This is a genomic window from Candidatus Accumulibacter sp. ACC005 (assembly GCF_907163215.1).
GTDB classification, from domain to species: domain Bacteria; phylum Pseudomonadota; class Gammaproteobacteria; order Burkholderiales; family Rhodocyclaceae; genus Accumulibacter; species Accumulibacter regalis.
This window is the reverse complement of sequence record NZ_CAJQUB010000005.1, coordinates 112,855-139,753: the sequence shown is the minus strand read 5'-3', so window position 1 is coordinate 139,753 and position 26,899 is coordinate 112,855. Positions and strand designations below refer to the sequence as shown.

General features: G+C 63.5%; 27 protein-coding genes and 2 pseudogenes. 16 read left to right on the top strand and 13 right to left on the bottom strand.

Going from position 1 to position 26,899, the window contains the following annotated elements; all coding sequences use genetic code 11:
* Positions 1 to 160 precede the first annotated feature (160 nt).
* The 6 genes from QZ613_RS05785 to bioD are packed head-to-tail and all read left to right on the top strand — an operon-like array spanning position 161 to position 6,101.
* Positions 161 to 1,336, top strand: a complete 1,176-nt coding sequence (locus tag QZ613_RS05785; protein ID WP_291863882.1) for a DUF2863 family protein — start codon at positions 161 to 163, stop codon at positions 1,334 to 1,336.
* 60 nt (positions 1,337 to 1,396) lie between these two features.
* A complete protein-coding gene (locus QZ613_RS05780) occupies positions 1,397 to 2,722 on the top strand; it encodes an adenosylmethionine--8-amino-7-oxononanoate transaminase (RefSeq protein ID WP_291863884.1) in 1,326 nt (441 codons plus the stop codon).
* The gene (gene bioF, locus QZ613_RS05775) at positions 2,722 to 3,876 is read left to right on the top strand and encodes an 8-amino-7-oxononanoate synthase (protein WP_291863886.1); all 1,155 of its coding nucleotides are present in this window, start codon (positions 2,722 to 2,724) and stop codon (positions 3,874 to 3,876) included. The genes QZ613_RS05780 and bioF overlap by 1 nt, the downstream gene beginning before the upstream one ends.
* Entirely contained in the window at positions 3,873 to 4,655 is a 783-nt protein-coding gene (locus tag QZ613_RS05770; RefSeq protein ID WP_291863888.1) for an alpha/beta fold hydrolase, read from the top strand. Before bioF ends, QZ613_RS05770 begins: the two co-directional genes overlap by 4 nt.
* Positions 4,636 to 5,406: a malonyl-ACP O-methyltransferase BioC gene (bioC, locus tag QZ613_RS05765; RefSeq protein ID WP_291863890.1), complete on the top strand. Its 771-nt coding sequence runs from the start codon at positions 4,636 to 4,638 to the stop codon at positions 5,404 to 5,406. The genes QZ613_RS05770 and bioC overlap by 20 nt, the downstream gene beginning before the upstream one ends.
* Positions 5,407 to 5,414: 8 nt before the next feature.
* The gene (gene bioD / locus QZ613_RS05760; protein ID WP_291863892.1) at positions 5,415 to 6,101 is read left to right on the top strand and encodes a dethiobiotin synthase; all 687 of its coding nucleotides are present in this window, start codon (positions 5,415 to 5,417) and stop codon (positions 6,099 to 6,101) included.
* A 100-nt stretch (positions 6,102 to 6,201) separates the two neighbouring features.
* On the opposite strand, the gene QZ613_RS05755 is transcribed toward bioD, so the two are convergent.
* The 3 genes from QZ613_RS05755 to QZ613_RS05745 are packed head-to-tail and all read right to left on the bottom strand — an operon-like array spanning position 6,202 to position 8,136.
* Positions 6,202 to 7,383, bottom strand: coding sequence for an acetyl-CoA C-acyltransferase family protein (locus tag QZ613_RS05755; protein WP_291863894.1), 1,182 nt, complete (start codon positions 7,381 to 7,383; stop codon positions 6,202 to 6,204).
* A 24-nt stretch (positions 7,384 to 7,407) separates the two neighbouring features.
* The gene (locus QZ613_RS05750) at positions 7,408 to 7,623 is read right to left on the bottom strand and encodes a hypothetical protein (protein WP_291863896.1); all 216 of its coding nucleotides are present in this window, start codon (positions 7,621 to 7,623) and stop codon (positions 7,408 to 7,410) included.
* Between the two features lie 15 nt (positions 7,624 to 7,638).
* A complete protein-coding gene (locus QZ613_RS05745; RefSeq protein WP_291902505.1) occupies positions 7,639 to 8,136 on the bottom strand; it encodes a hypothetical protein in 498 nt (165 codons plus the stop codon).
* Between the two features lie 216 nt (positions 8,137 to 8,352).
* Between QZ613_RS05745 and QZ613_RS05740 the strand changes: the two genes are divergently transcribed.
* Positions 8,353 to 8,817: a hypothetical protein gene (locus tag QZ613_RS05740; protein ID WP_291863899.1), complete on the top strand. Its 465-nt coding sequence runs from the start codon at positions 8,353 to 8,355 to the stop codon at positions 8,815 to 8,817.
* On the opposite strand, the gene QZ613_RS05735 is transcribed toward QZ613_RS05740, so the two are convergent.
* The 4 genes from QZ613_RS05735 to QZ613_RS05720 form a co-directional block, all read right to left on the bottom strand.
* On the bottom strand, positions 8,814 to 9,455 hold the full coding sequence (locus tag QZ613_RS05735; RefSeq protein WP_291902508.1) for a CoA pyrophosphatase: 642 nt from the start codon (positions 9,453 to 9,455) through the stop codon (positions 8,814 to 8,816). The two genes, QZ613_RS05740 and QZ613_RS05735, sit on opposite strands and share 4 nt — an antisense overlap.
* Complete coding sequence (locus QZ613_RS05730; protein ID WP_291863904.1) at positions 9,442 to 9,726, bottom strand: hypothetical protein; 285 nt, start codon at positions 9,724 to 9,726, stop codon at positions 9,442 to 9,444. Before QZ613_RS05730 ends, QZ613_RS05735 begins: the two co-directional genes overlap by 14 nt.
* 9 nt (positions 9,727 to 9,735) lie before the next feature.
* A complete protein-coding gene (locus QZ613_RS05725; RefSeq protein WP_291863906.1) occupies positions 9,736 to 10,404 on the bottom strand; it encodes a TIGR02281 family clan AA aspartic protease in 669 nt (222 codons plus the stop codon).
* A 148-nt stretch (positions 10,405 to 10,552) separates the two neighbouring features.
* A complete protein-coding gene (locus tag QZ613_RS05720) occupies positions 10,553 to 10,996 on the bottom strand; it encodes a universal stress protein (protein ID WP_043568795.1) in 444 nt (147 codons plus the stop codon).
* Between the two features lie 382 nt (positions 10,997 to 11,378).
* On the opposite strand from QZ613_RS05720, the gene QZ613_RS05715 reads away from it, so the two are divergent.
* Positions 11,379 to 11,840: a hemerythrin domain-containing protein gene (locus QZ613_RS05715; protein WP_291863909.1), complete on the top strand. Its 462-nt coding sequence runs from the start codon at positions 11,379 to 11,381 to the stop codon at positions 11,838 to 11,840.
* Positions 11,841 to 12,074: 234 nt separating this feature from the next.
* Entirely contained in the window at positions 12,075 to 12,869 is a 795-nt protein-coding gene (locus QZ613_RS05710; protein ID WP_291981763.1) for a hypothetical protein, read from the top strand.
* Here the strand turns inward: QZ613_RS05710 and QZ613_RS05705 are convergent.
* Positions 12,833 to 13,075 (bottom strand): hypothetical protein, encoded by a 243-nt coding sequence (locus QZ613_RS05705; protein ID WP_291981761.1) that lies wholly within the window; start codon positions 13,073 to 13,075, stop codon positions 12,833 to 12,835. The genes QZ613_RS05710 and QZ613_RS05705 overlap by 37 nt on opposite strands.
* Positions 13,076 to 13,152: 77 nt before the next feature.
* Between QZ613_RS05705 and QZ613_RS05700 the strand changes: the two genes are divergently transcribed.
* Positions 13,153 to 13,401: a hypothetical protein gene (locus tag QZ613_RS05700; protein ID WP_291981759.1), complete on the top strand. Its 249-nt coding sequence runs from the start codon at positions 13,153 to 13,155 to the stop codon at positions 13,399 to 13,401.
* A complete protein-coding gene (locus QZ613_RS05695; protein ID WP_043568782.1) occupies positions 13,398 to 13,790 on the top strand; it encodes a SirB2 family protein in 393 nt (130 codons plus the stop codon). Before QZ613_RS05700 ends, QZ613_RS05695 begins: the two co-directional genes overlap by 4 nt.
* 35 nt (positions 13,791 to 13,825) lie before the next feature.
* Here the strand turns inward: QZ613_RS05695 and fnr are convergent, their stop codons facing one another.
* Entirely contained in the window at positions 13,826 to 14,569 is a 744-nt protein-coding gene (gene fnr, locus QZ613_RS05690; RefSeq protein WP_043568779.1) for a fumarate/nitrate reduction transcriptional regulator Fnr, read from the bottom strand.
* 96 nt (positions 14,570 to 14,665) lie between these two features.
* Here fnr and hemN point away from each other — a divergent pair, with 96 nt between their 5' ends.
* The 5 genes and pseudogenes from hemN to selD all read left to right on the top strand — a co-directional run bounded on the left by hemN (position 14,666) and on the right by selD (position 20,815).
* Entirely contained in the window at positions 14,666 to 16,063 is a 1,398-nt protein-coding gene (hemN, locus tag QZ613_RS05685) for an oxygen-independent coproporphyrinogen III oxidase (protein ID WP_043568776.1), read from the top strand.
* Positions 16,064 to 16,166: 103 nt separating this feature from the next.
* Positions 16,167 to 16,853 carry a sulfite exporter TauE/SafE family protein gene (locus QZ613_RS05680; RefSeq protein ID WP_291863915.1) on the top strand — a complete coding sequence of 229 codons (687 nt, stop codon included), beginning with the start codon at positions 16,167 to 16,169 and terminating at the stop codon, positions 16,851 to 16,853.
* 96 nt (positions 16,854 to 16,949) lie between these two features.
* Positions 16,950 to 19,338 (top strand): annotated as a pseudogene (locus tag QZ613_RS05675) (heavy metal translocating P-type ATPase).
* 18 nt (positions 19,339 to 19,356) lie between these two features.
* Positions 19,357 to 19,617, top strand: a complete 261-nt coding sequence (locus QZ613_RS05670) for a heavy-metal-associated domain-containing protein (protein WP_291863919.1) — start codon at positions 19,357 to 19,359, stop codon at positions 19,615 to 19,617.
* A gap of 79 nt (positions 19,618 to 19,696) precedes the next feature.
* Complete coding sequence (gene selD / locus QZ613_RS05665; RefSeq protein ID WP_291981756.1) at positions 19,697 to 20,815, top strand: selenide, water dikinase SelD; 1,119 nt, start codon at positions 19,697 to 19,699, stop codon at positions 20,813 to 20,815.
* A gap of 154 nt (positions 20,816 to 20,969) precedes the next feature.
* On the opposite strand, the pseudogene QZ613_RS05660 reads toward selD, so the two are convergent.
* The 4 genes and pseudogenes from QZ613_RS05660 to QZ613_RS05645 all read right to left on the bottom strand — a co-directional run bounded on the left by QZ613_RS05660 (position 20,970) and on the right by QZ613_RS05645 (position 26,880).
* A pseudogene (locus tag QZ613_RS05660) lies at positions 20,970 to 22,215 on the bottom strand (DUF1015 family protein).
* Positions 22,216 to 22,429: 214 nt separating this feature from the next.
* Positions 22,430 to 23,872 (bottom strand): glycogen synthase GlgA, encoded by a 1,443-nt coding sequence (glgA, locus tag QZ613_RS05655; RefSeq protein WP_043568767.1) that lies wholly within the window; start codon positions 23,870 to 23,872, stop codon positions 22,430 to 22,432.
* A 20-nt stretch (positions 23,873 to 23,892) separates the two neighbouring features.
* Entirely contained in the window at positions 23,893 to 25,161 is a 1,269-nt protein-coding gene (glgC, locus tag QZ613_RS05650; RefSeq protein WP_043568766.1) for a glucose-1-phosphate adenylyltransferase, read from the bottom strand.
* A gap of 75 nt (positions 25,162 to 25,236) precedes the next feature.
* A complete protein-coding gene (locus QZ613_RS05645; RefSeq protein WP_043568765.1) occupies positions 25,237 to 26,880 on the bottom strand; it encodes an alpha-D-glucose phosphate-specific phosphoglucomutase in 1,644 nt (547 codons plus the stop codon).
* Between the last annotated feature and the right edge of the window lie 19 nt (positions 26,881 to 26,899).

Genomic DNA, 26,899 nt, shown 5'->3' with positions numbered 1-26,899 from the left:
CTTCCTTGCTTCGTCCGATTTTCTGCACAGCGACCGTCGGCCGGCACGTCGCGCCGCCCGGCGCAGGGGTGCACGAATGGCCATCAGGATGCACGCGCGCGGACGCCGGGCTCGCCAGCTTGCTACAATGTCGGATTGACTCTGCCGCAGGCTCCCGACGATGAAACGCAACCGCTTCTCCTCCCGCAAGCGCATTTCTGCCGACGCTACCGAACTGGGCCGCCTGGCCATCGGCCTTGCCGAGTCCGGCAGCAAGATCGAAGATCTGTTCTGGCAGAAACGCCTGGCCGAGCTCGTCGACCGCCTGCTGCATGATGGAGCCGAGGAGGACTTGAACGCCTCGCTCGACCGCCTCTTCGACACGCACGCGATGGCCCATGACGATCTTGCCGACATCGTCGAGTCACAGGCCGAATCGTGCACCATGCTCGATCGCGGCCAGGATTTCGATGTCCTGCTGATTGCCGTTCCGGTACTCGGGTGGTCGCGCTTCTCGATCCCCGCGACAGCGATCCCGCAAAGCCTCCTGCAGACCTTGAAAGTCCAACTCGGGGCGCACGTGTTTGCCGCCGGCGCCCGCGTCGCGCTCGCTGATTACCTGTACAGCCCGGACCAGCTACCGCACAGTTTTGTCGACACCTGGCAACTCCTGCAGAAGCTCGGTGCGGCCGCGCTTGCCGGTTGTGATCTCGGCGTAGACGCGTCGAGCATGCCCGAAACGAACCGTTTTCTCTCCGACACCCGCTACCTGGTCGGCGCGCTGGCCGTGCCGCGAGGCATGCCGCTTTTCCGCTGGAACGAAGAAGACAAGAGCACCCGCGAGGCTGCCCTCAAGGAGTGGGTGCGCCAGGGTGCGCCCTGCTTCGAGCCGCTGCTTACCGGTTGTGCCTATCAACCGCTGCTTGCCGACGCCTACCATGCCGCCTGTCGCGCCGCCGACAGCGCTTCGCGCCCCTACTCGCTGAACGCGTCGGTGGCCTTCCTGCAGGCGACGCTCGGCGACAGCGCCGACAACCTGCGGGCCATCGTTGGCGGCTTCCACGACAAGCGGCTGGAAGAATACCGGATCGGCTTTGGGCCGCGCGATGAGGACGTCATCTACCACGGCGTGGTCTGGCCTCTCCTGGGCATCGAGGACGAAACGACCGATGTCGCCGGAGAAATCGAAGGTGTCCTGCGCAAGACCGGCCTCAAGGAAGTCACCCTCCTCGACCAGCAGTTCCCCTATGAGTTCTGCGACGACTGCGGCGCCCCTCTCTATCCCAACATCGAAGGCGAGACGGTACATGCCGAGATGCCCGAGCAGGACGACGCTCCCTCGCAGACCCTGCACTGACGTGCAGCCGCTGACTCGTCACCCCGCGCCGCTGCCCATCGCTGACCACCGCCAAGGCACATGAGCAATAGCGACCTGCTGCAACGCAGCCTCGCCGCCGTCTGGCACCCGTGCACCCAGATGAAGCAGCACGCGGCTGGCGGCGCCCTGCCGATGATTCCCATCGCCAGCGGCAAGGGCGTCTGGCTGCACGACTTCGATGGTCGGCGCTACCTCGATGGGATCAGCTCGTGGTGGGTCAATCTGTTCGGTCACTGCAATCCGCGCATCAACGCCGCGCTGCGCGAGCAGCTCGAGCAACTCGAACACGTGATCCTTGCCGGCTGCACGCACCGGCCGGTCATCGAGCTTTCGGAGCGCCTCTCGGCGCTGACCGGCGGCGAGCTCGGCCATTGTTTCTACGCTTCCGACGGCGCTTCGGCGACTGAAATCGCGCTCAAGATGTCGTTTCACTCATGGCGTAACCGCGGACACGCCAACAAACACGAATTCCTTTGCCTGCGTGGCAGTTATCACGGCGAGACCGTCGGCGCACTGGCGGTGACCGACGTGGCCATCTTCAAGGACGCCTACGCGCCGCTGATTCGCCCGGCGAGCACCGTGCCGACGCCCGACGCACGCCGGGCGGAAGACGGAGAAACCGCCGTTGACGTCGCCCGGCGCGCCGCCGCAGCGCTCGAGAAGCATCTCGACGAGCACCACACGCGCATCGCCGCGCTGATCGTCGAGCCGCTCATTCAGTGTGCCAGCGGCATGGCGATGTACGACCCGGAATACCTGCGCCTGGCCCGCGCCCTGTGCGACCGCTACCAGGTGCACCTGATCTGTGACGAGATTGCCGTCGGCTGCGGCCGTAGTGGCACCTTCTTTGCCCATGAGCAGGCGGGCATCCGGCCGGACTTCCTGTGCCTCTCGAAGGGCATCTCCGGCGGCTACCTGCCGCTGTCGATGGTGCTCACCACGGACAGCGTCTATGCGGCGTTTTACGACGACAGCGTCAGCCGCGGCTTTCTGCATTCGCACTCCTATACCGGCAACGCACTGGCCTGCCGGGCGGCCCTGGCGACGCTCGACATCTTTGCCGAAGATCGGGTCATCGAAAGCAACCGCGTCCTCAGCGCGCACCTCGCCCGCTGCCTCGAGCCCCTGGCCGATCACCCGCGTGTCCGTCATCTCCGCCAGCGCGGCATGATCGCCGCTTTCGACGTGCTCAGCGACGACGCACAGTTTTCCGAACACTTCTACCGGCAGGCGCTGACCAGGGAAATCCTCCTGCGCCCGATCGGCAATACCGTCTATTTCATGCCGCCGTACGTGATCAGCCACGAGGAATGCGAGTTCCTCGTCGCGCGCGCCATCGCCGCACTGGACGCCGCGCTGCGCTGATGATCTGGGAAGAACTGCAAAGCGAGGTCGATGCCCTGCGGGCGGCCGGCCTCAAACGCGAGCGCCGCACCCTGGACTTTCCCTGCGGTCCGCAGGCGCGTGTCGATGGGCGCCCGCTGATTAGCTTCTGCAGCAACGATTACCTGGGACTGGCCAACGACCCGGCGTTGATCGAGGCGGCCAGCGCCGGTGCCAGAACCTGGGGCGTCGGCAGCGGCGCCTCGCATCTGGTCAGCGGGCACCTGACGCCGCACGCCGCACTCGAGCAGGAGCTCGCCGATTTCACGGGTTTTGCCCGTGCCCTGCTCTTCTCGACCGGCTACATGGCCAACCTGGGGATCGTTCCGGCGCTGGTCGGGCGCAAGGACGCGGTTTTCGCCGACCGCCTCAACCACGCTTCGCTGATCGACGCCGTGCAGCTCTCGCGCGCCGACAGCCAGCGCTACGCGCACGGCGACCTGGCCGCTCTCGAGCGCCTGCTCGCCGCCAGCCCGGCACGGCGCAAGCTGATCCTCAGCGACGCGGTATTCAGCATGGACGGCGACCTGGCACCCTTGCCGGGATTGCTTGAACTGGCAGAACGCTTCGATGCCTGGCTGGTGATCGACGACGCCCATGGATTCGGCGTCCTCGGTGCACAGGGCCGTGGCAGCATCGCGCATTTTCAACTGCCAGCCGCCCGGCGCCTGCTCTACATGGGTACCTTCGGCAAGGCGGCCGGCGCTGCCGGGGCTTTCGTCGCCGGTGACACGACGGTCATCGACTGGCTGGAACAGCGCGCCCGCACCTACATCTTCACCACCGCCGCCAGCCCGGCCATCGCTTGCGCGCTGCTCGCCAGCCTGGAGCTGATCGCCAGCGGCGACGCCCGGCGCAGTCGCCTGTGGCAACTGATCGCACAATTGCGCGACGGACTGGCCGGCACACGCTGGCGCCTGTTGCCTTCGCCGACGGCAATCCAGCCTGTGCTCATCGGCGACAATCACGAGACGCTGCGCGTCGCCGGCGCGCTCTACGAACGCGGCCTGTGGGTACCGGCTATCCGGCCGCCGACGGTGGCCGCGGGGACTGCACGCCTGCGCGTATCGCTGACGGCAAGCCACAGTGACGAACAGGTCGCGCTACTGGTCGACGCACTGCGGGAACTGGCATGACCTCGATCATGGGCAGCGGCCCGGATCTGGCCCTGATCCACGGCTGGGGGCTGGGCAGCTGGGTTTGGCAGGCCGTGCTCGACCGCCTGTCACGAAACTGCCGGGTACACGTGATCGACCTGCCCGGCTACGCCCGGAGCCCCGCCGATGGCGACGCGCGCGAGACCTTCCCTGACTTCTCGGCGACGGCGCAGACGCTGCTCGACGCGCTGCCGGAGCGGATCACCCTGTGTGGCTGGTCGCTTGGCGGACTGCTGGCGATGCGCGCTGCGCTGCTCGCACCAGAACGGGTGTCCGGGCTGGCACTGGTCGGCAGCACGCCGTGTTTCATGCAGCGCGCGGACTGGCAGGCAGCACAGACGCCGGCGCTGCTCGGCAGCTTTTCGGCCAGCGTACAGGCTCAACCGGAGCAGACCCTGCAGCGTTTCGCCGCCCTCCTCAGCCAGGGTGACGCCAGGGCGCGGGAAATCACCCGTACGCTCCTCGCCGGTCTGCGCAAGGCACCCGTTCCCGACAGTGAAGCGCTGCGCTGCGGCCTGGAGTGGCTGCGCGAGGTCGATCTACGGCCGCTGCTGCCGACCCTTGCCACGCGCTGCCTGCTGATCCACGGCGAAAACGATTCGCTGAACCCGCTGGCCGCTGCAGTTGGCGCTTCTCGACAACTGGCCAACGCGCAGCTGGACATTTTTGACGGCGTCGGACACGTCCCCTTCCTGGCCAACCCGGAGCGCTTTGCGCGACTGCTGGACGACTTCTGTCATGCCCCTGTTACCGCCTAAGCCACGCGTTCGCGAGTCCTTCGAACGTGCCGCAGGCTCGTACGACGACGCGGCAGTCCTGCAGCGTCAGGTCTGTGAGCGGCTGCTGACCGATTTCGCGCCGCTTCCCGAACCAGGCGCGATCCTCGATGCCGGCTGCGGAACGGGCTATGGTTGCCGCCTGCTGCGCACGCGCTGGCCCGGCGCGCACATCACCGCCGTAGACTTCGCGACGACGATGCTCGCCATCGCCCGAAACGACGCCGATACCTGTCTTGCCGCAGACATCGAAGCGCTGCCCTGCAGCGACGAGAGCTTCTCGACCTGGTGGTCCAACCTGACCGTGCAATGGTGCGACAGCGGCAAGGTGTTTGCCGAAGCACGGCGTGTTCTGCGCCCAGGCGGACAACTCGCGCTGAGCACGCTCGGACCGGAGACCTTTTCCGAACTCAGCGAGGCTTTCGTCGGCATCGACCGCTACCGACACACGCTCCCCTTCAGCGAGCCAGCGGCAATCCGCTCAGCGCTGACCCTGGCCGGCTTTTCCGAAGTCCGGCTGCAACGCCAGACGATCAACATGCACTACCCAAACCTGAAGACACTGCTGCGGGCGATCAAGGCGATCGGGGCCAGCTCGGTCGGTGAAGGCGCACGCAGCGGCCTGCTCGGCCGTAGCGCCTGGCAGCGGGTGCAGGACGCCTACGAGCAACACCGCACGCCGGCCGGCCTGCCGGCGCGTTACGACGTCATTCTTGCCTACGCCAGAAAATGAGAGAGTACATGCAATCTGATCACCCGCCACACAAGCCCGCCTGGTTCGTCACCGGGACCGATACCGAAATCGGCAAGACCTTCGTTGCCTGCGCACTGTTGCATACGCTGCGCCGTGCCGGGCTGAGCGCGGTGGCGATGAAGCCGATCGCCGCCGGCTTCGACGACAGCGGACGCAACGACGACGTCGAGCGCCTGCTCGCCGCGTCATCGCTGCAACCGCCACGGGAATTGGTCAATCCTTACGGATTCAAGGCGGCCATCGCGCCGCACATCGCTGCCGCGGAGGAAGGTCGCCACATCGAGCTGACGCAGATCGTCGCCGCTTTCGCCCAGCTGCAGACGCTCGCCGACGCGGTTCTGGTCGAGGGTGTCGGCGGCTTCTGCGTCCCGCTCGATCGCACCCACGACACCGCCGACCTGGCCGCCGCGCTCAAGCTGCCGGTGATTATGGTCGTCGGCATGCGCCTGGGCTGCATCAACCACGCGCTGCTGACCCAACAAGCCATCCTGGCACGCGGCCTGCCGCTGGCCGGCTGGGTCGCAAACCGCATCGACCCGGCCATGTTGCGCTGCAGCGAAAACATCGCGGCCCTGCAGGAGCGACTGACGGCTCCTCTGCTCGGTGTCGTCGAACACGGCACGACAGCTAAGAACGCTGCCCTCGGACTGCGGCTTCCAGGCCAAGCCGGATGAGTTGTGCGCCGCGCCACCACTGCACCACCGCGAAAAAAAAGCCCGACCGCTTCACGGTCGGGCTTTCTTACTTGCGTGCGCCGCTTGACAGCAACGGCAATCAGAGGCGTTCGAAGACCACCGCGATACCCTGGCCGCCACCGATACACATGGTGACCAGCGCGTACTTGCCGCCGATGCGCTGCAATTCGTAGATCGCCTTGGTGGCGATGAACGCCCCCGAGCAGCCGACCGGGTGACCGAGAGCGATGGCGCCGCCATTCGGGTTGGTCTTGACCGGGTCGAGCCCAAGCCCCTTGTTGACCGCAATGGCCTGCGCCGCAAAGGCTTCGTTGGACTCGACGACATCCATCTGGTCGAGCGTCAGACCAGCCTTCTTGAGGACCAGCTTGCTCGCCGGGATCGGGCCTTCACCCATGATCTCGTTCGGCACGCCGGCGACGGCGTAGGCAACCAGACGCGCGATCGGCTTCTGGCCGGCGGCAGCGGCGACATCGGCAGCAGCCAGCACCATGAACGCGGCGCCGTCGTTGATACCCGATGCGTTGCCGGCAGTCACCGTTCCGTCCTTGATGAAAGCGGGCTTCATCTTGCCCAGCGTCTCCATCGTCGTCGTCGCCTTGATGTGCTCATCGGTATCGAAGATCACGTCTCCCTTGCGGGTCTTCATCACGATCGGAACGATCTGCGACTTGAAGCGGCCCTCGGCGACGGCAGCCGCGGCACGGCGATGCGACTCGACGGCAAGCGCATCCTGCTCTTCGCGGCTGATATCCCATTTCTTGGCGAGATTCTCGGCAGTCACGCCCATGTGACCGACACCGAAGGGATCGTTGAGCGTCGCCACCATCATGTCGATGGCTTTGGCGTCGCCCATACGTGCGCCCGAGCGCATAGCCGGCAGCATATAGGAACCGCGCGACATGACCTCGACACCACCGCCCACGCCATAATCGGAGTCACCGAGCAGGATGTTCTGCGCGCTACTCACGATGCCCTGCAGGCCCGAGGCGCACAGACGGTTGACGGCCATGGCTACCGAATCCATGGGCAGTCCGGCCTGAATCGCCGCCACACGAGCGACGTAGGCGAAGCGTGAATCGGTCGGAATGACGTTTCCGACCGCGACGTAGTTGATCTGCTGTGGATCAACACCCGAGCGGGCGATCGACTCTTTCATAACCGCGCCGGCCAGTTCATGTGGCTCCATGTTGGCCAGGGAACCGCCAAAAGTGCCAATGGCCGAACGGGCTGCGCTTAGAACAACGACTTCTCTGCTCATGAAGAAACTCCTGTAAAAAATCGATCAACCGCCTACCAGATTGGCAAGCCCAAACAACAACAACCACAGTAGCAGTGCCCGCCAGATCAAACCGACGACACTCTCCATGAAATCAACGTCAGCTTCGTCACCGATACCGGTGTCGGCCTGGCCGGTCGCATCGCCGGATGCGCAGAACGGCAGGCCAAGGCGCCCTTCACGCTCCCGAGCCGCCGGCCGGCAAGAACCCGCACCGGTCACCGGATTTCTGCCCGATCAGCATTCGCCAACCGTGCAGCGCAAGGTCGAAGTGCCCGCAAATGGCGAACGCGGCAGCAGTGGCCGACAAGGAGAGCCAGTCAATAATAGCAAAGCTTCGCCGTGCACAGCTTCTGAAGTCGCCGATTTCTCCATCGCTGCGCTTTCCCCGGGGAAGCGGCGAAGACCAGGTAGCACGAAAAACCAGAAAAGCATTTCATGAAAGTGGCGACGCGCGGCGTGCAACGCCTCGTCGACGGCAAGCCGGGCGCTCGCCGCGTCCACTGCGCGAGCAACGGCCGTCTCGCTCCATCCGGCAGGCGGTTTGCACGCCGGGCTCGGCTCACTCATGCCAAACGCCTGTCGAATGTCCGTATAATGGTTTGCGAACCGGACACATCCCGTCGTTGCATCGCGCACGGGAACATTTGAGCTCCAGGCGGGCAACGCGTTGCGGTGACCAAGGGCAGCCGCGATGACACCGCTGAGCAGCAGGCCAGCAACCGCGATCAGCAATGCGAAAAGTCCGCTTCGGCGTCCTGGCGGCTTGCGACCCACTCGCTAAGGCGCACGAGGGGTGATCGACAAGGCGGCGAGAGACTGGCTGCCGCATCTGCTCACTTCGCGGCGACGCCGTCGTCAAATGAGGACCTTACCCTAATTTTTGGGGGACTTGCAGAAGCGCGCCTCTTCTCGCAATATCGCACCAGGGCTTCAACAAGGCTTTTCAGGATGGAACTATCGTCTGTATTCAGCAAGACCGAGAAGGGACAGGATGAGGTCTCCACCCGCGCTCATCGCTTGCCGTCGCGAGTGCGTGCCATGCTGATCATGATCGACGGGCACCGCACGGGAGAGCAGTTGCTCGCGCTATGCACATCATCGGCGGAGGGCAAGCGGCAGCTCGCACAGTTGCTCAACGGCGGCTTCGTGCAGCAGTTGTCGGCGTCCACAGCAGCCACAACTCCGGCGCTACTGCCCGACGAGGACATCAGCCTCGCCAAGAGCTACGTCATTCGCACACTGTACGAGTTACTCGGTTCCGAAGCGCTCGCTCTGGTGAGCGTAATCGAGAAGGCGGAAACCGTGGACGAACTGCGGCGGCACTTTGGTCAACTCCACGTGGCGCTCAGCACGGTCCCTGACCGGAAGAAGGTGGAGCAGTTTCTCGAGAAAGTCGAGCTGGTTCTCGATTAGCGGGAGGCTATCTCGAGCGCCCGGTAGAGCGACATGATGATCCCTGCCGTGGCACCCCAGATAAAGTAGTCGCCGTAGGGCATGGCGTAGTAGTGACGCAGCTTTCCCCGGTAGTGAAGCGAATGCTGTTGGTGATTGGCGGGATTCATCAGGAATGACAAGGGCACCTCGAATGCTTCCGCCACCTCGAAGGCGTCGAGCTGCAAATCGAAAGGTGGCGTCACCATGGCCACCACCGGGGTGACCCTGAAGCCGGTCGAGGTACGATATTCGGGCAGATAGCCAACGATTTCCACGTGCTCCGGCGCCAGGCCGATTTCTTCACTGGTCTCGCGCAGCGCCGTAGCCGCCGGCGATGCGTCGCTCGCTTCGCAACGGCCTCCCGGAAAGCTTACCTGCCCCGGATGATCCCGCAAGTGCGTCGTGCGCTGGGTAAGCAATACGGTCGGCTGGCCATTACGGCGAACAATCGGAAAGAGTACGGCAGCCGGCAGCAGTTCCTCGTCGCCGACGCCGTCTTCGAGAACACAGGGAGTGCGCGCCGGCTCCGCAGCCAAGACCTGGCGCAAATGATCGAGGTCGAGGGCGCTACCGCTGAACTCGGTCGCTGAGCCGGCCAAGGCCTCAGTGGCTGACAACACGCTCGCCTTCCCGCTCGCCGTCGTCGTCCTCGATCTCTGCGCGCACGGCGGCAAGTGCGTCGCGCAAGGTCTCGTCCGACAAGGCATTGATCGTCGTCGCCACGAGATCCGCCGATCTGACCGCAGTCGGCGGCAGCGTGCGGCTGTCGAGCGATGCGATCAGCGCGGCGGCGGCACCAACGACTTCCAGCAGCGTCTGCCGCTCGCTCATCAGGATATCGAGCTCACGGCTCAACATGCTTGCTTCTTCGCTGCGCACTCGCATCATCGACTCCTCCTAGTAGCGCTTTCTGAGGGTCATCGTCTGACCGTCACGCTGCATTTCCATACGGTTCAAGAAAGTCATGCCGAGCAACACAACCGGCATGTCCTGTTGGTGTACCAGTGCATCAATACCGTGCAGGACAATCTCGCCGACACGGACGCTATCCAGCTGGACACGAGAGACGCGGGCCTGCCCGTTGGCGGTGTTCACCACCGCCGGCTGGCCTTTGCTGGCGTCAATGCCGATCCGCCGCGCATCGCTGGCACCGAGCGAGATCATTGTGGCACCGGTATCGACCAGAAAACGCACCGTCGATCCGTTGATGTTTCCGGTAGTCAGGAAATGGCCATTGCCGTCGGCAGTCAATACCACGCGGCCACCGCCCTGCTGCGAAGAGCTGGACACGACGTTCTGCCCAACGCGCAGGGTGCGCTTCTTTCCGTCGCTCTCGATGGTCGCCGACTCACGGTCGACAGCCAGTACGCGAACACCTTCGCTGGTCTCTGCGCCGACGACCACGGTTCGCGGTGCGCCACCGTCGATGGTCAGTAGCGCCTTGCCCGGAAATACGCCGGCCAGCCCGACATCAACCGCCTCGACTGCGCTCCAGCCAACGGCGAGGCAGCAGGCGAAAATCGGCCCCCCGCGGCGCCAGCCAAGCACTTTCCTGAAGCACCGCATGCTCGTTCAACTCCTTCCGTCGCTAGCCACATTTGGCCAGCGAACGCGCCAGCGCCCAAGGCATTTTGCCACACTCCGACGGCCCTCGTCGCGGCGGGCCAGTGAAGCGGCGGCGCGCGCTTGCGCGCCTTCTCGGTAAGCGCGCTGATCAGCGATAGACGAGGACGGGAATGGTCGAGTGCGTGAGCACCTTGTGCGTCTCACTGCCAAGCAACAGAGCGCTGATTCCGCGGCGGCCGTGCGACGCCATGAAGATCAGGTCGCAGCCCGACTGCGTGGCTGCGTCGATGATCGCCTGGTAGGGGATGTCACTGGTCAGCGAGAGCTTTTCGACCGGGACAGCAGCGTCCTTGCACAGGCCAGCGACGAAGTCGAGAACCTGTTCGGCTTGCTGCTCGGCAAGTTCGGCAAATTTCTCCGGGGTCGTCGGATCGATCAAAGCTCCTTCACCGTAGTAACTGACCGGATACTCCGGTTTGGCAAAAAAAGCCGTAATGCGCGCTCCGGCCTCCTTGGCGAACGAAACCGCGCGCCGGGCCGTTTCCTTTGAAAGATCGGAACCATCAGCAGGAACAAGGATGTGTTTGAACATGGCGCTTCCTCCACAGTGACGTCGATTGACAATCGACTATAGGCGGTAAAGGTCACACCAATCCTGACGGAAGTCAAACTATGGATCGACTCTCAGTCCCCGTCGAGACCTGGACACGGCCGGTCCCGTGACTGGAAAGCAATCTTCCACTGGGACGGTTTGCAAAAAGTCAGGAACAGCGAGAACTTTTTGGCCAGGTGACCGCCTAAGTGCCGGCCGGTAAATGTGCTGCTTTGGGCGGATGCCTGTCGTTGCCTGGCCGTCGAAGCAAATCAGGTCGTGTCTCAACACACGACATGTTCAAAATTATTGTTTGATGTCGATCAACGCTGGCGCTACGTCTGCCGCCGACAATGGCACGACTAACCTTACGAGGCACCTCATGCGCGAAATCAGCGAATTGATGACCAGGGATCATCGCTCCTGCGACGACCTTCTGGCAACGGTCGACAACGCCGTGGCAAACGACAAATGGGCACTGGCGGAAGGCGAATTCGCCCGCTTCCAAAAGGCCATGCTGAATCATTTCGAGGCCGAGGAAGCGATTCTCTTCCCGCTCTTCGAGAAGCGTACCGGCATGCACCAGGGGCCAACGCAGGTCATGCGCAGCGAGCACGTGCAGATGCGCCAGCTGCTCGCCGCCGCGGAAGCAGCGCTGGCTGAGCGCGCGGTCGACGACTACAGCGGCAACGCCGAGACGCTGCTGATCATGATTCAGCAACACAACGTCAAGGAAGAAAACATCCTCTATCCGATGTGTGACCAGCAATTGGCCGACCAGCTCGAGGCCCTGCTGCCGAAGCTGCAGAAGCAGCTCTCTGCCAACGCGAAGACGCCAGCATGACACGGACGAAAACCCCAATCGTTCTCGACGTCCGCGACCTGGAACCACCGGAACCGATGGTACGCACCATGGAAGCACTCGACACGCTCGCCGCATCGGAAGAAACTCCTGGTACTCCTGCCCCGTGAGCCTTACCCGCTGTACAGGGCTCCTCGAACTCAACGGTTTCACCTGGAAGAGCGAGCGCCAGGCTGACGGTACGGTGCAAGTCCTGATCCAGCATCAAGAGTCGTAATGCAGGCGCTGCTGTCGTTCGAGCAGGCACCCCCGCTTGCCGCCCCGCTGCGCTTTTTTCTGACGGCTCCCCTGTTTGCCATCCTCGCCGCCCTGCTCGTGCTGTGGAGCGGTCCCGAGCTGTTCGCCTCGCGCTGGACAGGCGCAGCCCTGGCGCTGACGCACCTGATCACCGTTGGCTTCATGCTGCAGGTGATGCTCGGCGCGATGATCCAGATTCTTCCGGTGGTCGCCGGAGCGAACATTTCGCACCCGCGGCTGGTCGCCACCCTGGTGCACGCAGCGATCGCTCCGGGCGCGCTGCTTCTGGCGACAGGCTTTCTGAGCTACCAGCCGCTGGCATTCTGGCTGGCCGCGCTTTTTATTGGCGGCGGTGTTGCGCTGTTCATCGCCGCCGCTGGCCACGCCTTGTGGGGTGTGCCTGCGACCAACCCGACCATTCGCGGCCTGCAGTTGTCCTTGCTCGGCTTGACCGTAACGGTTTGTCTCGGCGTCCTGCTGGCGCTGGCACTCAATGGATCGCTGGCCTTGCCAGTGATGCAGCTGACGACGATTCATCTCGGCTGGGGCTTGGTTGGCTGGAGCGTTATCCTGCTGGCTGCCGTCGCCTTCGTGGTGGTACCGATGTTCCAGATGACACCAGGCTACCCTGAGTGGTTCGCGCGCCGCTTTTCGTGGTCGCTGCTCGCTCTGCTGGTCGTTTGGAGTGTCGCCGATACGACGGACCGGCGATGGCCAGTCGCTCCTGCTCGCGGCCATCACGGTCCTCGCAGTGGCCAGTTTTCGCGGCGCTGACGCTGCACCTGCAGAGCCGCAGCAAGCGTGCCCGTTTCGACGCCACGCAACAGGTATTGGCGCGTGGCAATGCTGAGCACCCTGGCCGCCTGCTCGCTGTGGCTTGCAGCCAGCAGCTGGCCGACGCTGGCCGAGCGCCCCGAGTGGCCTCTCCTGTGCGGCGTCCTGGCACTATTCGGCGGCTTCATGTCGGTAATGATCGGCATGCTCTACAAGATCGTTCCCTTTCTGGTCTGGTCGCACCTGCAGAATCTCGGACGCGGCCGGGCGAATTCCTCCGAACATGAACAAGGTCATCGCCGGGCCTCAGGTCCACCGGCAGATGCATGCGCACTTTGCCGCCCTTGTGCTGCTGCTGGCTGCCGTACTCTGGCCCCAGTGGTTCACCTATCCGGCGGGACTGACGCTGTTGCTGGCTAATGGCTGGTTGCTCAGCAACCTGCTCGCCGCCGTCGCCTTCTACCGTCGACATCGGCTGGAAATCGAAGCCCTGACGCGTACGCCTGCTGCCGTCGCGCAGGCCCAGCAATGACTTATCTGACGTTGAAATACCTGCATGTAGGCTGCGTCGTGCTCAGCGGAATCGGCTTCTTCGTGCGTGGGATCTGGATGCTCGAGAGGTCGCCGCGGCTGCAGCAACCACTGGTCCGAGTCCTGCCGCACATCGTCGATACCGTCCTGCTGACCAGCGCCATCGCCATGGCCGTGATCAGCGCCCAGTATCCCTTCGCTGCCCCCTGGCTGACAGCGAAACTGGTCGGCCTGCTGATCTACATTGGCTGTGGGACGATGGCCCTGAAGCGCGGCCGCAGCCAGGGCCAGCGTGCGCTCTTCTTCGTCGCTGCGCTGCTGGCTTTTGCCTACATTGTTGCGGTGGCTGTCAGCCGCAGCGCACTCGGCCCCTTGGCTGGAATCGCTTGAAACGGAAGCCAACGCGGGCCATTATTCGCACCGCATCAAACGCGCTGGTGGGACATCAGTTTCTTCAGGCCGGCGGTGTTGAGAATGCGGATTTTTCTCTGGTGAACGGAGAGCAGCCCTTCGTCCTGAAAGCGCGAAAAGGCACGGCTGACGGTTTCCAGTTTGAGGCCCAGATAGCTGCCGATTTCGTCACGCGACATGCGCAGGTTGAATTCGGCCGGCGAGTAGCCACGCGCCTTGAACCGCTGCGAAAGGTTGAGCAGGAAGGCCGCCAAGCGTTCCTCGGCGCGCATCGTGCCGAGCAACATCATTACGCCGTGATCACGGACGATCTCGCGGCTCATCACCTGGTGAAAGTGGTGCTGCAGGGTATGAATTTGCCGCGACAGGCTTTCGAGATGCAGGAACGGAATGGCACAGACCTCGCTATCCTCGAGAGCGATGGCGTTGCAGGTATGGACTTCGCTGCTGATCCCATCAAGGCCGAGCAACTCGCCGGTCATTTGGAAGCCGGTGACCTGATCACGACCGTCTTCGATCAGCACATCGGTCTTGAAGAAACCGCTGCGGATCGCGTAGATAGACTCGAAGCTCTGCCCGGCACGGTACAGATGGTCGCCCCGCTTGAGGCGTCTGCGCGTCGACACCAGTTCGTCGAGCTTTCTCAGTTCGGTGGCGTCGAGACCGATAGGGAGACAGAGCTCGCGCAGATTGCAGTTCGAACAGGCCGTCTTTACGACCTCAAAGGCAAGTCTCGCGGTCGCATCGTTCGTCGACATCTGCGTCCTTTTCACTAAACCCGGCGTTTGATCCACGTCAACCCGATCACTTCAGGGCAAACCGATAATGCACCTAATCAACAATGTAGTGGAAACATGAACTCTGTCGCCGAGAACCTCGTTTTTGATCCGCAGATCATTCGCCGCTTCGACATCAATGGCCCGCGCTATACGTCATACCCAACCGCGGATCGCTTTGTCGAGGCCTTTGGCCCGGATGCGTACCAACTGTGGCTCGGCAAGCGCAACATTGGCGCCGTCAGCCGGCAATTATCATTGTACTTCCACATTCCGTTCTGCAACACCATCTGCTATTACTGCGCGTGCAACAAGATCATCACCAAGGACCATGGCCGTTCAGCCAAATATCTGAAGTATCTGGCGCGCGAACTGGCACTGCAGAGCAGCTATCTTGAAGGTGGCGATCAGGAAGTGGCGCAACTGCACTGGGGTGGCGGTACGCCGACCTTCCTCTCGCACGATGAAATGCGCCAACTGATGGCAGCGACACGCCATCACTTCAAGCTGATTGAAGACGGCGAGTACTCGATTGAAGTAGACCCGCGCAAGGTCGATGGCGCAACCGTCGAACTGCTTGCCGAACTGGGTTTCAACCGCATGAGTGTCGGTGTCCAGGATTTCGACCCGGCAGTCCAGCAGGCCGTGAATCGCGTCCAGAGCGAGGAAGAAACCCTGGCAGTCATGGACGCGGCGCGTAGCAGCGGCTTCAAGTCGATCAGCGTCGACCTGATCTACGGCCTGCCGAAACAGACAGTGATCGGCTTCAGCCGTACGCTGGACCGGGTAATTGCCGCCAGCCCCGATCGCGTTTCGATCTACAACTATGCGCACCTGCCAAGTCTGTTCAAGCCGCAGCGGCGCATCCTCGACGCGGACATGCCTAGCGCCGACGCTCGCCTGCAGATTCTCTCGCTGGCCATCCGAAAAATGACCGAAGCCGGCTACGTCTATATCGGCATGGATCATTTCGCCAAGCCCGACGATGAGTTGGCGACGGCCCAGCGGCAGGGCCGCCTGCATCGCAACTTCCAGGGCTACTCGACGCATTCGGACTGTGACCTGCTGGCCTTCGGCATCTCGTCGATCGGCAAGGTCGGACCGACCTACAGTCAGAACGTGAAGACGCTCGACGAGTACTATGACCTGCTCGACAGCGGCACCCTGCCCGTCTACCGCGGTATCGAATTGAATGCCGACGACCTGCTGCGACGCTCCATCATCCAGTCGCTGATGTGCCACTTCGAGCTGTCGATCGAGTCGATCGAGATCGCGCACCTGATCGAATTCCGGAAACACTTCGCCACCGAGCTCGACGACCTGCGCGAGATGGTCGATGCCGGACTGGTGCGTATCGATGACCGCTGGATTACCGTTCTGCCGAAGGGACGGATGCTGGTACGCGCGATTTCGATGGTTTTCGACCGTTATCTGCGCGCTGATCGACAGCGCACCCGCTACTCGAAGGTCATCTGAAACCCGCCTCCAGCTGACCCGCAGCTGACTCGCCGCCGACCACCGCCGAGGAAGGAGTAGAATCCAGGCTCCCTCAGCCCGTCGGCGCGCGCGCTAGCCCCAGATGCCAGAATCGACGTATCTTGCTTTGTTGTTGATCGGTCTGCTCGGTGGGACGCACTGCGTCGTCATGTGCGGCGGCATCGTCGCTGCGCTGTCGATGGGGGGGCCCGCACGCTCCTCGCTGCACCTCGCTTACAATGCCGGACGGATCGTCAGTTATGCTGCTGCCGGCGCTATCGTCGGTGCACTCGGCGAAGCGAGTCTGGCCTTGTCCGGGCAGCTACCCCTGCGCAGCGCCCTTTTCCTGCTCGCCAACCTGATGCTCATCGCGCTCGGCCTGTATCTGATGGGCCTGACCAGGGCACTGGCGTTCACCGAACGCTTCGGCCAGAAACTGTGGCGACATCTGCAACCGCTGACCCGGCATTTTCTGCCCGCACACAGCATCAGGCAGGCTTTTCCACTCGGGCTGCTCTGGGGCTGGTTGCCCTGCGGCCTAGTGTATAGCGCACTGGCAACGGCCTTGACCAGCGGCTCGGCGCTGCACGGCGCCGGGCTGATGCTGGCTTTCGGCGCCGGCACCTTGCCCAACCTGCTGCTTGCCGGCCTGCTCGCCGCGCGCCTGCAGGCCTATGCGCGCAATCGCACGCTACGCCTGGCATCGGGAACGCTGATTCTCGGCTTTGGCGTCTGGGGCCTGATCGGGCTGACGCGCCTGCTGATCGGTCGTTCGCCGTTCGCCACTTGAGGGGCTCTTGATGCAAACCTGCGACGCTCGGCCCCGGTGGTCGACATGAGAGAAGAAAAGAACGAGCGGCAACGCCTCGATCTGCCGGTCACGGGCATGACCTGTGCCGCCTGCGCGACGCGCATCGAGAAAGTCCTGAATCGCCTTCCCGGCGTCATGGCCACGGTCAACCTGGCCAGCGAACGCGCCAGGGTCGACCTTTCTTCCGGCGCCAGCTCGCCGCAGGAGGTCGTCGCGGCGATCGAGAAAGCCGGTTTCAGCGTCCCGCGACGAGCCACCGAACTGGCGATAGAGGGAATGACCTGCGCCGCCTGCTCGACGCGCCTTGAAAAGCTCCTCAACCGGCTTTCGGGTGTTGACGCGGTGGTCAACCTGGCCACCGAGCGGGCCACCGGTCCACCATCTTCCGGGCATCGTCGATCCAGCGTTGCTGCTCGCCACCGTCGAACGTGCCGGCTTCGTCGGGCATCTGGCCGGCGATCGCTCGCGCAGCGAGGAGAAGGCCAACAAAATTACCGCCGGGAAGGCGGAGCTGCGCCGCTTCTGGATTGCGGCCGTGCTGACCCTGCCCCTGGCCGCGCAAATGTTGAGCATGTTCGAGAGCGGCGCGCAAACTCACCACGACCTCCTTCCACGCTGGCTGCAACTCGGGCTGGCGACGCCGGTACAGTTCTGGATCGGCTGGCGCTTCTACTCTGGCGCCTGGAAGGCCTTGCGCGGTGGCGGCGCGAACATGGACGTGCTGGTTGCTCTGGGAACCAGCATGGCCTATGGTTTCAGCCTGTTCGTCACGGTATCGGGTGCGGCCCATCTGCACGTCTACTTCGAGGCCTCGGCGGCGGTGATCACCCTGGTACTGCTTGGCAAATTGCTCGAGTCACGCGCCAAGGCGAGGACCACCGACGCCATCGAGACCCTCGTCCGCCTGCAGCCGAAAACCGCGCGCGTCGAGCGCGACGGCAAGCTGATCGAAATCGACGTCGCGCTGCTCACCGCCGGCGATATCTTTGTTGTTCGTCCCGGCGAAAACCTGCCCGTCGATGGCGACGTGATCGACGGTGAGTCGACGGTCAACGAAGCGATGCTCACCGGCGAGAGCATGCCGGTGGACAAGCACCCGGGAGCGCGCGTCTTCGCCGCCACGGCCAATGGCGAGGGAATGCTGCGCTGTCGGGCGAGCGGCGTCGGTGAGCACACCCTGCTCGCCGGAATCATCCGCATGGTCGCCGAAGCGCAGGGCTCCAAAGCGCCCGTGCAGCGTCTTGCCGACCGCATCTCGGCAGTTTTCGTGCCCGTGGTCTGCGCCATCGCCCTATGCACCCTGCTCGCCTGGTGGCTGTTTGGCGGCGACTTCAGCGCCGCGCTGGTCAATGCCGTGGCGGTACTGGTGATTGCCTGTCCTTGCGCCCTCGGGCTGGCGACACCGACGGCAATCATGGTCGCCACCGGACAGGGCGCCTCGGCGGGTATCCTGGTCAAGAATGCCGAAGCGCTGGAACGTGCAGAGAAGGTCAGCGTGCTGGCGATCGACAAGACCGGCACGCTGACGCGCGGCGAGCCGGTACTGACCGATCTCGTGCCGCTGGCCGTGTCGGCAGACGAAGCCCTGTCGCTCGCGGCGGCCCTCGAACAGGGTTCCGAGCATCCCTTGGCCAAGGCGATCCTGCGCCATGCCCGGGCCAGCCAGCTGCCGCTACTGCCAGTAGCACAGTTTCGAGCCCTCCCCGGTCGTGGGGTCGAGGGCCGGGTAGACGAACGCCTGCTACGCCTCGCCGCGCCCAGCGAGTTCCTCGCCATGAGCCTGCCTCGAGAACAGATCGACAAGCTGCAACGCACGGGCAAGACGGTCGTGGTGCTGGTCGAAGGTGGCCAGGAAAGCAGCGCTGGCGACGGCAGCGAGGGCCAGACCGACGTCGCACTGGCGTTGCTGGCGATCGCTGACCCCTTGCGCGCGACCTCACGCGCCGCCGTGACCCGGCTCAAGGGAATGGGTATCCGGGTGGTGATGCTCACCGGCGATCACGCTGCGACCGCGGCGGCAATCGCCGGGGAAGCGGGAATCGACGACTTCCGGGCCGGCGTACTCCCCGGCGACAAAGCCGCTGCAGTCAATGCCCTGAAGACCAGCGGCGCGGTCGTGGCCATGGTCGGCGACGGGATCAACGACGCGCCTGCGCTGGCGGCGGCCGATGTCAGCTTCGCCATTGGCGCCGGATCGGACGCCGCCATCAATGCCGCCGACGTAACGCTGGTCCATGGCGACCTCAACGGAATTGCCGACGCGATCCTTCTTTCGCGTGCGACGCTGCGCAAAATCAGGCAGAATCTCTTTTCGGCGTTCATCTACAACGTGCTCGGCATACCGCTGGCCGCACTTGGCCTGCTCAATCCGGTCGTCGCTGGCGCGGCAATGGCGATGAGTTCGGTCTCGGTGGTCTCCAACTCACTGCTTCTCAAGCGCTGGCGTGCGGGCGGCAGCCGATAGCCGGTGCCGAGGATAGCAATGGGGCTGACTGCGGCGAGCAACCGCACCGGCAAGTATGACGGGGAAACCGCGATGGAAACGATCTGCATTGGCGTTGTCGGAATGCGCTGCCAGGCGTGCGTGAAAAGCGTCAGCACGGTCCTCAAGAACTTGCCCGGAGTCAGTCAGGTCGAGGTGTCGCTGGAGGCGAGCCAGGCCAGAATCACCTACGACCCGAAGGTGGCAAGCGTCGCCGACTTCGCCACGGCGATCGATGAGGCGGGCTTTGCAAACAGCTGAGCTCCTGCCTTGCCGGTAGCGACCTCGGCAGCTGCATCGCCACCTTGACGCCCCAAGTCACCCTAACCACCGGAATATCATGGCCAAAAACAAATCCAGGACGGACGATGCTGCCGCTCCGGAAATCGTCGACACAGAGCCCGTCAAACTGACGCAGTTTGCGCACGGTGGTGGATGCGGATGCAAGATCGCGCCGCACGTGCTCGAACAGATTCTCGCCAAGACCGCTCCGGCTATCGTCCCCAAGCAGTTGCTGGTCGGCATCGAGACCAGCGATGACGCGGCCGTCTACCAGCTCAACGCCGAACAGGCGCTGGTGGCGACCACTGATTTCTTCATGCCCATCGTTGATGATCCTTTCGATTTTGGCTCCATCGCGGCGACCAACGCTCTTTCCGACGTCTACGCCATGGGCGGCGTGCCGCTGTTGGCACTGGCCATCGTCGGCATGCCGATCAACAAACTCCCGCTTGAGACGATCAAACGCATCCTTGAGGGTGGCGAGTCGATATGTGCCAGGGCAGGTATTCCGATTGCCGGTGGACACACGATCGACTCACTCGAGCCGATATACGGACTCGTGGCGATCGGCCTGGTGCATCCCGACAACCTGAAGCGCAACTCCGGAGCACGGCCCGGCGACAAATTGATTCTCGGCAAGGGACTGGGCGTTGGCTTCTACAGCGCAGCGCTGAAGAAGGGCCTGCTTTCGGCCAGCAACTACGCGTCGATGATCGCTTCGACGACGCAACTCAACACGCCGGGACGGGCTCTCGGCTGCCTCGCCGGCGTACATGCAATGACCGATGTGACAGGCTTCGGTCTGCTCGGTCACCTCGTTGAAATCTGCAAGGCATCCCGGGTCTCGGCGGTGATCGACTACGCCGCATTGCCGATCTTGGCCAACGCTCTCGACTATGCGGAAAAAGCTTGCATCACCGGCGCTTCAGAGCGTAACTGGGTCAGCTATGGCGAGCACGTGGTCCGACCGACGAAGCATCTGAGCGAAGTCGAGCAGGCACTGCTCACCGATCCGCAGACCAGCGGCGGCTTGCTGATCGCCTGTGCGCCGGAAGTGGTCACCGAAGTCCTGTCGATTTTCCTGCAGGAAGGCTTTGATCACGCAACCGTTATCGGTGAGCTGAGTACCGGGAAAGCACGGGTTTCGGTCGTCGGGGGCAAGTCCGGGTCGGACTGAAGCCGGCGCGGCAAGGTGAACTGCACCAGGTGACCGACGCTGGCGAGCGTGAAACGAACCAGCCGCTTCCTGGCAGCGTCCGGACACCGACGCGCAGGGGCCAGCTGATTGCCCGCCCTGCCCGCCCCTTCTTCAGCTCAGCTGGCCGCGAGCGTTAATCGAGGACGTGCGACACCAGTCCGTCGGCGAGTTTCGGTTCGAACCACGTCGACTTGGGCGGCATCACCTCGCCCGCGTCGGCGACCGCCATCAGATCGGCCATCTGGGTCGGATAGAGCGCAAAAGCGACGGCCATCTCGCCACTATCCACGCGTCGTTCGAGTTCGCCCAGCCCTCGCATGCCGCCAACGAAGTCGATGCGCGTGTCTCGGCGCAGGTCGGTGATCCCCAGCAGCGGAGCGAGGATCTGTTCGGCCAGTACCGAAACATCGACTCGCCGCACCGGATCGGACGATGGCAGCAGACCGGGCAGCAATTCCAGACGGTACCAGCGACGACCGAGATACATGCCGCAGACGCCGCTGCGTTCCGGCTTCACCGGGCTGTCCGACGGCATGACGCGATAGCGCTGAGCAACGGCCGCCAGGAAGGCTTCCTCACTCAGACCATTGAGGTCGCGCGCGACCCTGTTGTAGTCCATGATGCGCATCTGTGAAGCGGGAAAGATCACCGCCAGGAAATACTCGGCGCTATCGACTGCATCCGCCTTGCCACGCCGAGCCGCAGCCACTCGTGAGGCCGCCGCCGAGCGATGATGACCATCGGCAATGTACAGTGCGGGCATGGCTTCGAAGAGCGCGCCGAGGTGCGTGATGGTCTCGCCCTCGTCGATCATCCACAGCGTGTGCCTGATGCCGTTTTCGCCCGTCACATCGGCGACCGGCTCGCCCTCGGAGGCCTGGCTGAGCAGGCGATCAACGGTCTCGTTGTGCGCATTGACCAGCAGCACTGGACCGGTTTGCGCATTCAGCGCTTCAATTTGCCGGACGCGGTCGTCTTCCTTGTCCGGGCGGGTGAACTCATGCTTGCGGATACGGTTGCTGTCAGTAGGCGGCGATCGAAGCGGCGGCCACCAGGCCGACCTGCACATGGTCGCCCATCACCAGTCGGTACGCGTAGTAGCACGCGCGCTCGTCGCGGCAGAGCACCCCGTCGTCGACCAGACGCTGAAAATTTTCGGCCGACTTCGCATACACCTCGGGTGCGAAGTGATCGACCTCCGGCGGCAGGTCGATCTCGGCCTTGGACACATGCAGGAAGGACAAGGGCTTGCCGCTTGCCGCCTCGCGTGCCTCTTCGCTGGAAAGAACATCATAGGGTGGCGCGGCAACGGCTGCGGCATCCTGGCGGCGCGGACGGAGGCCGGCAAACGGCCGAATGAGGCAATGATCAAAAGACAATGAACTCTCCTGTGGGAGTTTGGTTCGGGAAGCTAGGCTAACGAATTCTCATCGTTGCAGCTCCTGTATCCCTGGTTTGCAGGCCAGCGTACGGAGCAGTCGGCGCGAAGCAAGACTTGGCTACTGCTGTCGCGATTATAGTGCGCCCTCGGTTTCACCGACAGCAGCACCGGCACTGCTGAACACGACGAGCGCGGCGTACGGCGATCGGCCTTCAGATACTTCTGTACAGCGCTTCGTAGCGCATTGCCGAGTCATCCCAGGAAAAGTTCTGCGCCATACCGTGCTGCTGCAGGTGACGCCAGGTCGCGGCATCGCGGTACAGTGCGCATGCCCTGCTGACACGTCCGGCGAGCTTGCGGCTGCTGGCATCGTCAAACGAGAAGCCGTTGGCTGTACCCGCCTTGAGGGTCTCCGGCGTCGTATCGACCACCGTATCGGCCAGGCCACCGACTCGCCGCACCAGTGGCAGGGTGCCGTAGCGCAAGGCATAGAGCTGCGTCAGACCACAGGGCTCGAAACGCGATGGGACGAGCAGGATATCGGCGCCGGCCATGATTCGATGTGACAAGGCCTCATCGTAGCCAAGATGTACCGACACCGCAGCGGGATGGGCCGTGGCAGCGGTTCTGAAGGCGGCTTCGATATCCGCTTCGCCACTGCCAATGACCACCAGCTGCGCCCCCTCGGCCAACAGGGTCGGCAGGGCACCAAGGACCAGATCCATGCCTTTCTGCGAGGTTAATCGGCTGACAATGGCGAACAGCGGCGCCTTGGCACGGGGAGAAAAACCGAGATCCTTCTGCAATCTGAGCTTACCGGCCAGCTTGCCGCGCAGGTGCTCGGCACTGTAGTTCCTGGACAGGGCAGGATTGGTGCTGGCGTTCCAGACCGAATAGTCGACACCATTGAGTATGCCGGACAGATCGCCGCCCCGGCCACGCAGCACGCCATCGAGCCCCCAGCCGAATTCCTGCGAGCATATTTCCCGCGCATAGGTCGGGCTGACGGCGTTGACGCGTTTCGCATGCACCAGCGCCGCCTTCATGAACGACAACTGCCCGTGAAACTCGATGCCGCTCTGATTTGCGCCAGAAATCTGCAAACCGAGGTCGTGATGGTAGTCGAGAGGGAAAAGGCCGCGGAAGGAGAGATTGTGGATGGTGAACACGGTGGCCGTGGACAGCGCCGGATTCTGCGCGATGTAGGCAGGTGCCAGTCCGGCATGCCAATCGTGCGCGTGCACCACCTCTGGCCGCCAGAGCCGATCAAGCTCTCCGGCAGCGAGGTGGGCAGCGACCCAACCAAGGAGAGCGAAGCGTCGATGGTTGTCGCGCCAGTCACAACCGTCCGGGCCAAGGTAGGGATTACCGTCGCGCCGGTAAAGAAAGGGCGCATCAATGACGTAGGCCAGCAGGCCGCTATCTGGCAGGCGACCGAGCCGCAGGGTGATGACTGCAGCGCCAAACGCCGGACCGATGCGGATAACCCGCTTGAGATCGGTCACACCGTTGAGAATGGCGGGCATTCCCGGCAACAGGATGCGGACGTCAAGTCCGCGGGCGGCCAGCGCGGCCGGCAGGGCGGCCACGACATCGGCGAGCCCGCCGGTCTTGACCAGCGGGTAGATCTCCGCGGCAACGTGCAGGATGCGCACGGACTAGCGAACCTGCCGCCTCAGGTGAGTCGCTCCAGCATCTTCTTGGTGATCAGCGTAATGCCGTTCTCGGTATACCTGAAACGGCGCGCATCGTCGTCCGGGTCTTCGCCAACGACCATGTTCGGCGGGATGTGACAGTCACTGTCTACAACGCAACGGCTCAGGCGAGCCCGCGACCCGACGGAGGTGTTGGGAAGCATTACCGACAGGTTCACCCGGGCGTAGGAATGGACGCGGCAACTGGAGAAGAGCAGCGAACGGTTGACTTCTCCGGAAACGATACAGCCACCGGAGACGGTGGATTCGATGGCGGTCCCACGCCGGTCGAGATGGTTGTGCACGAACTTGGCAGGGGGCAGTTGCTGTTGGTAGGTCCACACCGGCCAGTTACTGTCGTAGAGGTTCAGTGCCGGCACGGTGCCGGTGAGATCGATGTTCGAATCCCAGTAGGCATCGATTGTCCCGGCGTCGCGCCAGTAGTGTTCCCTGACCGGTTCATCGGGCGCCACGACGCAACTGCGGGAGAACGAGTGTGCCACCGCGCAGCGGTTGGCGACGGCACGGGGAATGATGTCCTTGCCGAAGTCATGGTTGGAGGTCTCGTCGGCAATGTCTCGGGCCAGTTCGGCGTACAGGTACTTGGCATTGAAAACGTAGACTCCCATGCTGCACAGGGACATCTCCGGATTGCCCGGCATCGCCGGGGGATCGGCAGGCTTCTCGATGAAGTCGGTAATCATGCCACTGTCGTCGACGGCGACGATGCCAAACCCGCTGGCTTCCTTGCGTGGCACCTCGATACAGGCGACGGTGCATTCGGCACCGCTCTCGACGTGGTCGACCAGCATTATTCCGTAGTTCATCTTGTAGACGTGGTCGCCGGCCAGGATCACGACGTACTCGGGGGACGGCGTGTAGGTCTCGAGGATGTCGATGTTCTGATAGACGGCATCGGCGGTACCCCGATACCAGGATTCCTCGTCTATTCGCTGCTGTGCCGGAAGCAGATCAACGAACTCATTGACTTCGCCGTGCAGGAAACTCCAGCCGCGCTGCAAATGACGCAGGAGGCTGTGCGACTTGTACTGGGTCACCACACCGACGCGTCGCAGCTGCGAGTTGACACAGTTCGACAGAGCGAAGTCGATAATCCGGAACTTGCCACCAAAATGGACCGCCGGTTTGGCGCGCCGGTCCGTCAGTTCGTGTAGCCTGCTGCCGCGCCCGCCAGCAAGCACCAAGGCGATCGCCTTGCGTGACAATTGGAATGTCTTCCGATCAACCATTCTCTTATCCCCTTTTTCTCGCTTGATTCATGGCACCTGGCAGCGCCATCAGGTGGCGCCAGGTGTCCCGACTTCCTAGCTGATCACATCCGGCTTTTTCCGCCCGGTAATCCCGGCAATCTGCGCCACCGTCTCGGCGAGTTGCACCAGCGGTGCAAGCGCCTCCTGCGTCGGCACCTCGTGGCGGCTGGGATCGGCCACGAACCGCTCGAGATAAACGCGCAGCGTCGCCCCTTCCGTGCCCGTGCCGGACAGCCTGAAAACCACCCGCGAACCATCGTCGAGCATAATGCGGATGCCCTGACGTTCGGAGCGCGAGCCATCCACCGGGTCGATATAGGCAAAATCATCGGCAGCCTCGATGCGCAGCCCATTGCACAGCGAGCCTGCCAGCTGCGGTAGCCGCGCGCGCAAGCCGTCCATCAGGCGATCGGCCGCGGCGGTCTCGATGCCTTCATAATCGTGGCGCGAGTACACGTTGCGGCCAAAACGCTGCCAGTGCTCGCGCACGATGACGTCGGCGGGCGTATCGCGCACGGCCAGAATGTTGAGCCAGTAGAGGACCGCCCACAGACCATCCTTCTCGCGCACGTGGCTCGAGCCGGTGCCCGCGCTTTCTTCACCGCAGATGGTGGCTTTGCCAGCATCGAGCAGCGAACCGAAGTATTTCCAGCCGGTCGGCGTCTCGTAGCAGGGAATACCCAGCGCCTGGGCGACGCGGTCTACCGCGCAGCTGGTCGGCATCGAGCGCGCGACGCCGGCCAGGCCGGCCGCGTAACCAGGGACCAGCGCATGGTTCGCGGCGATGACGGCCAGGCTGTCACTCGGACTGACGACAAAACCGCGACCGACGACCATGTTGCGGTCACCGTCACCGTCGGAGGCCGCTCCGAACGACAGACCCGAGCGGCTGTCGGCCAGAGCAGCGACCAGTTCGGCGGCATAGACGGGGTTCGGATCGGGGTGCCCGCCGCCAAAATCCGGCAGCGGCGTGCCGTTCACCACGGTGCCCGCTGGCGCCCCGAGGCGGCTTTCCAGAATGGCCTTCGCGTAGGGACCGGTGACCGCGTGCATGGCGTCGAAACGCATGCGAAAGTCCGCACGTGCGAGGAGAGCGGCGATACGTTCGAAGTCAAACAGGGACTCCAGCAGTTCGGCATAATCGGCGACCGGATCGATGATGCTGACGGCCATGTCGCCCACCTGGAACTCACCCAACCGCCCGAGGTCGATATCGGCCGCCTCGATAGTGCGATAGGCACTGATCTCCTGCGTGCGCTGATAAACCGCGTCGGTAAAGGCTTCGTTCGCCGGTCCGCCATTGCCGAGGTTGTACTTGATGCCGAAGTCGCCATCGGGACCACCCGGATTGTGGCTGGCGGACAGGATAAGGCCACCAAAGGCCTGCCATTTGCGGATCACCGCGCTGGCGGCCGGCGTCGACAGAATGCCGTCACAACCGACCAGAGCACGGCCAAAGCCGGCCGCCGCCGCCATGCGCAGAATGGTTTGAATGGCAACATCGTTGTAATAGCGGCCGTCACCGCCGACGACCAGCGTTTTTCCTTGCTGGCCGCTCAGCGTGTCGAAAATGGCCTGCACGAAGTTCTCGAGATACCGCTCCTGCTGAAATACCGTCACCTTCTTCCGCAGCCCGGACGTTCCCGGTTTCTGGCCGGAGAACGGCGCACTGGAAACACTGATCACCTTCGTAGTCATGTCATGCCTCATGGCAAAT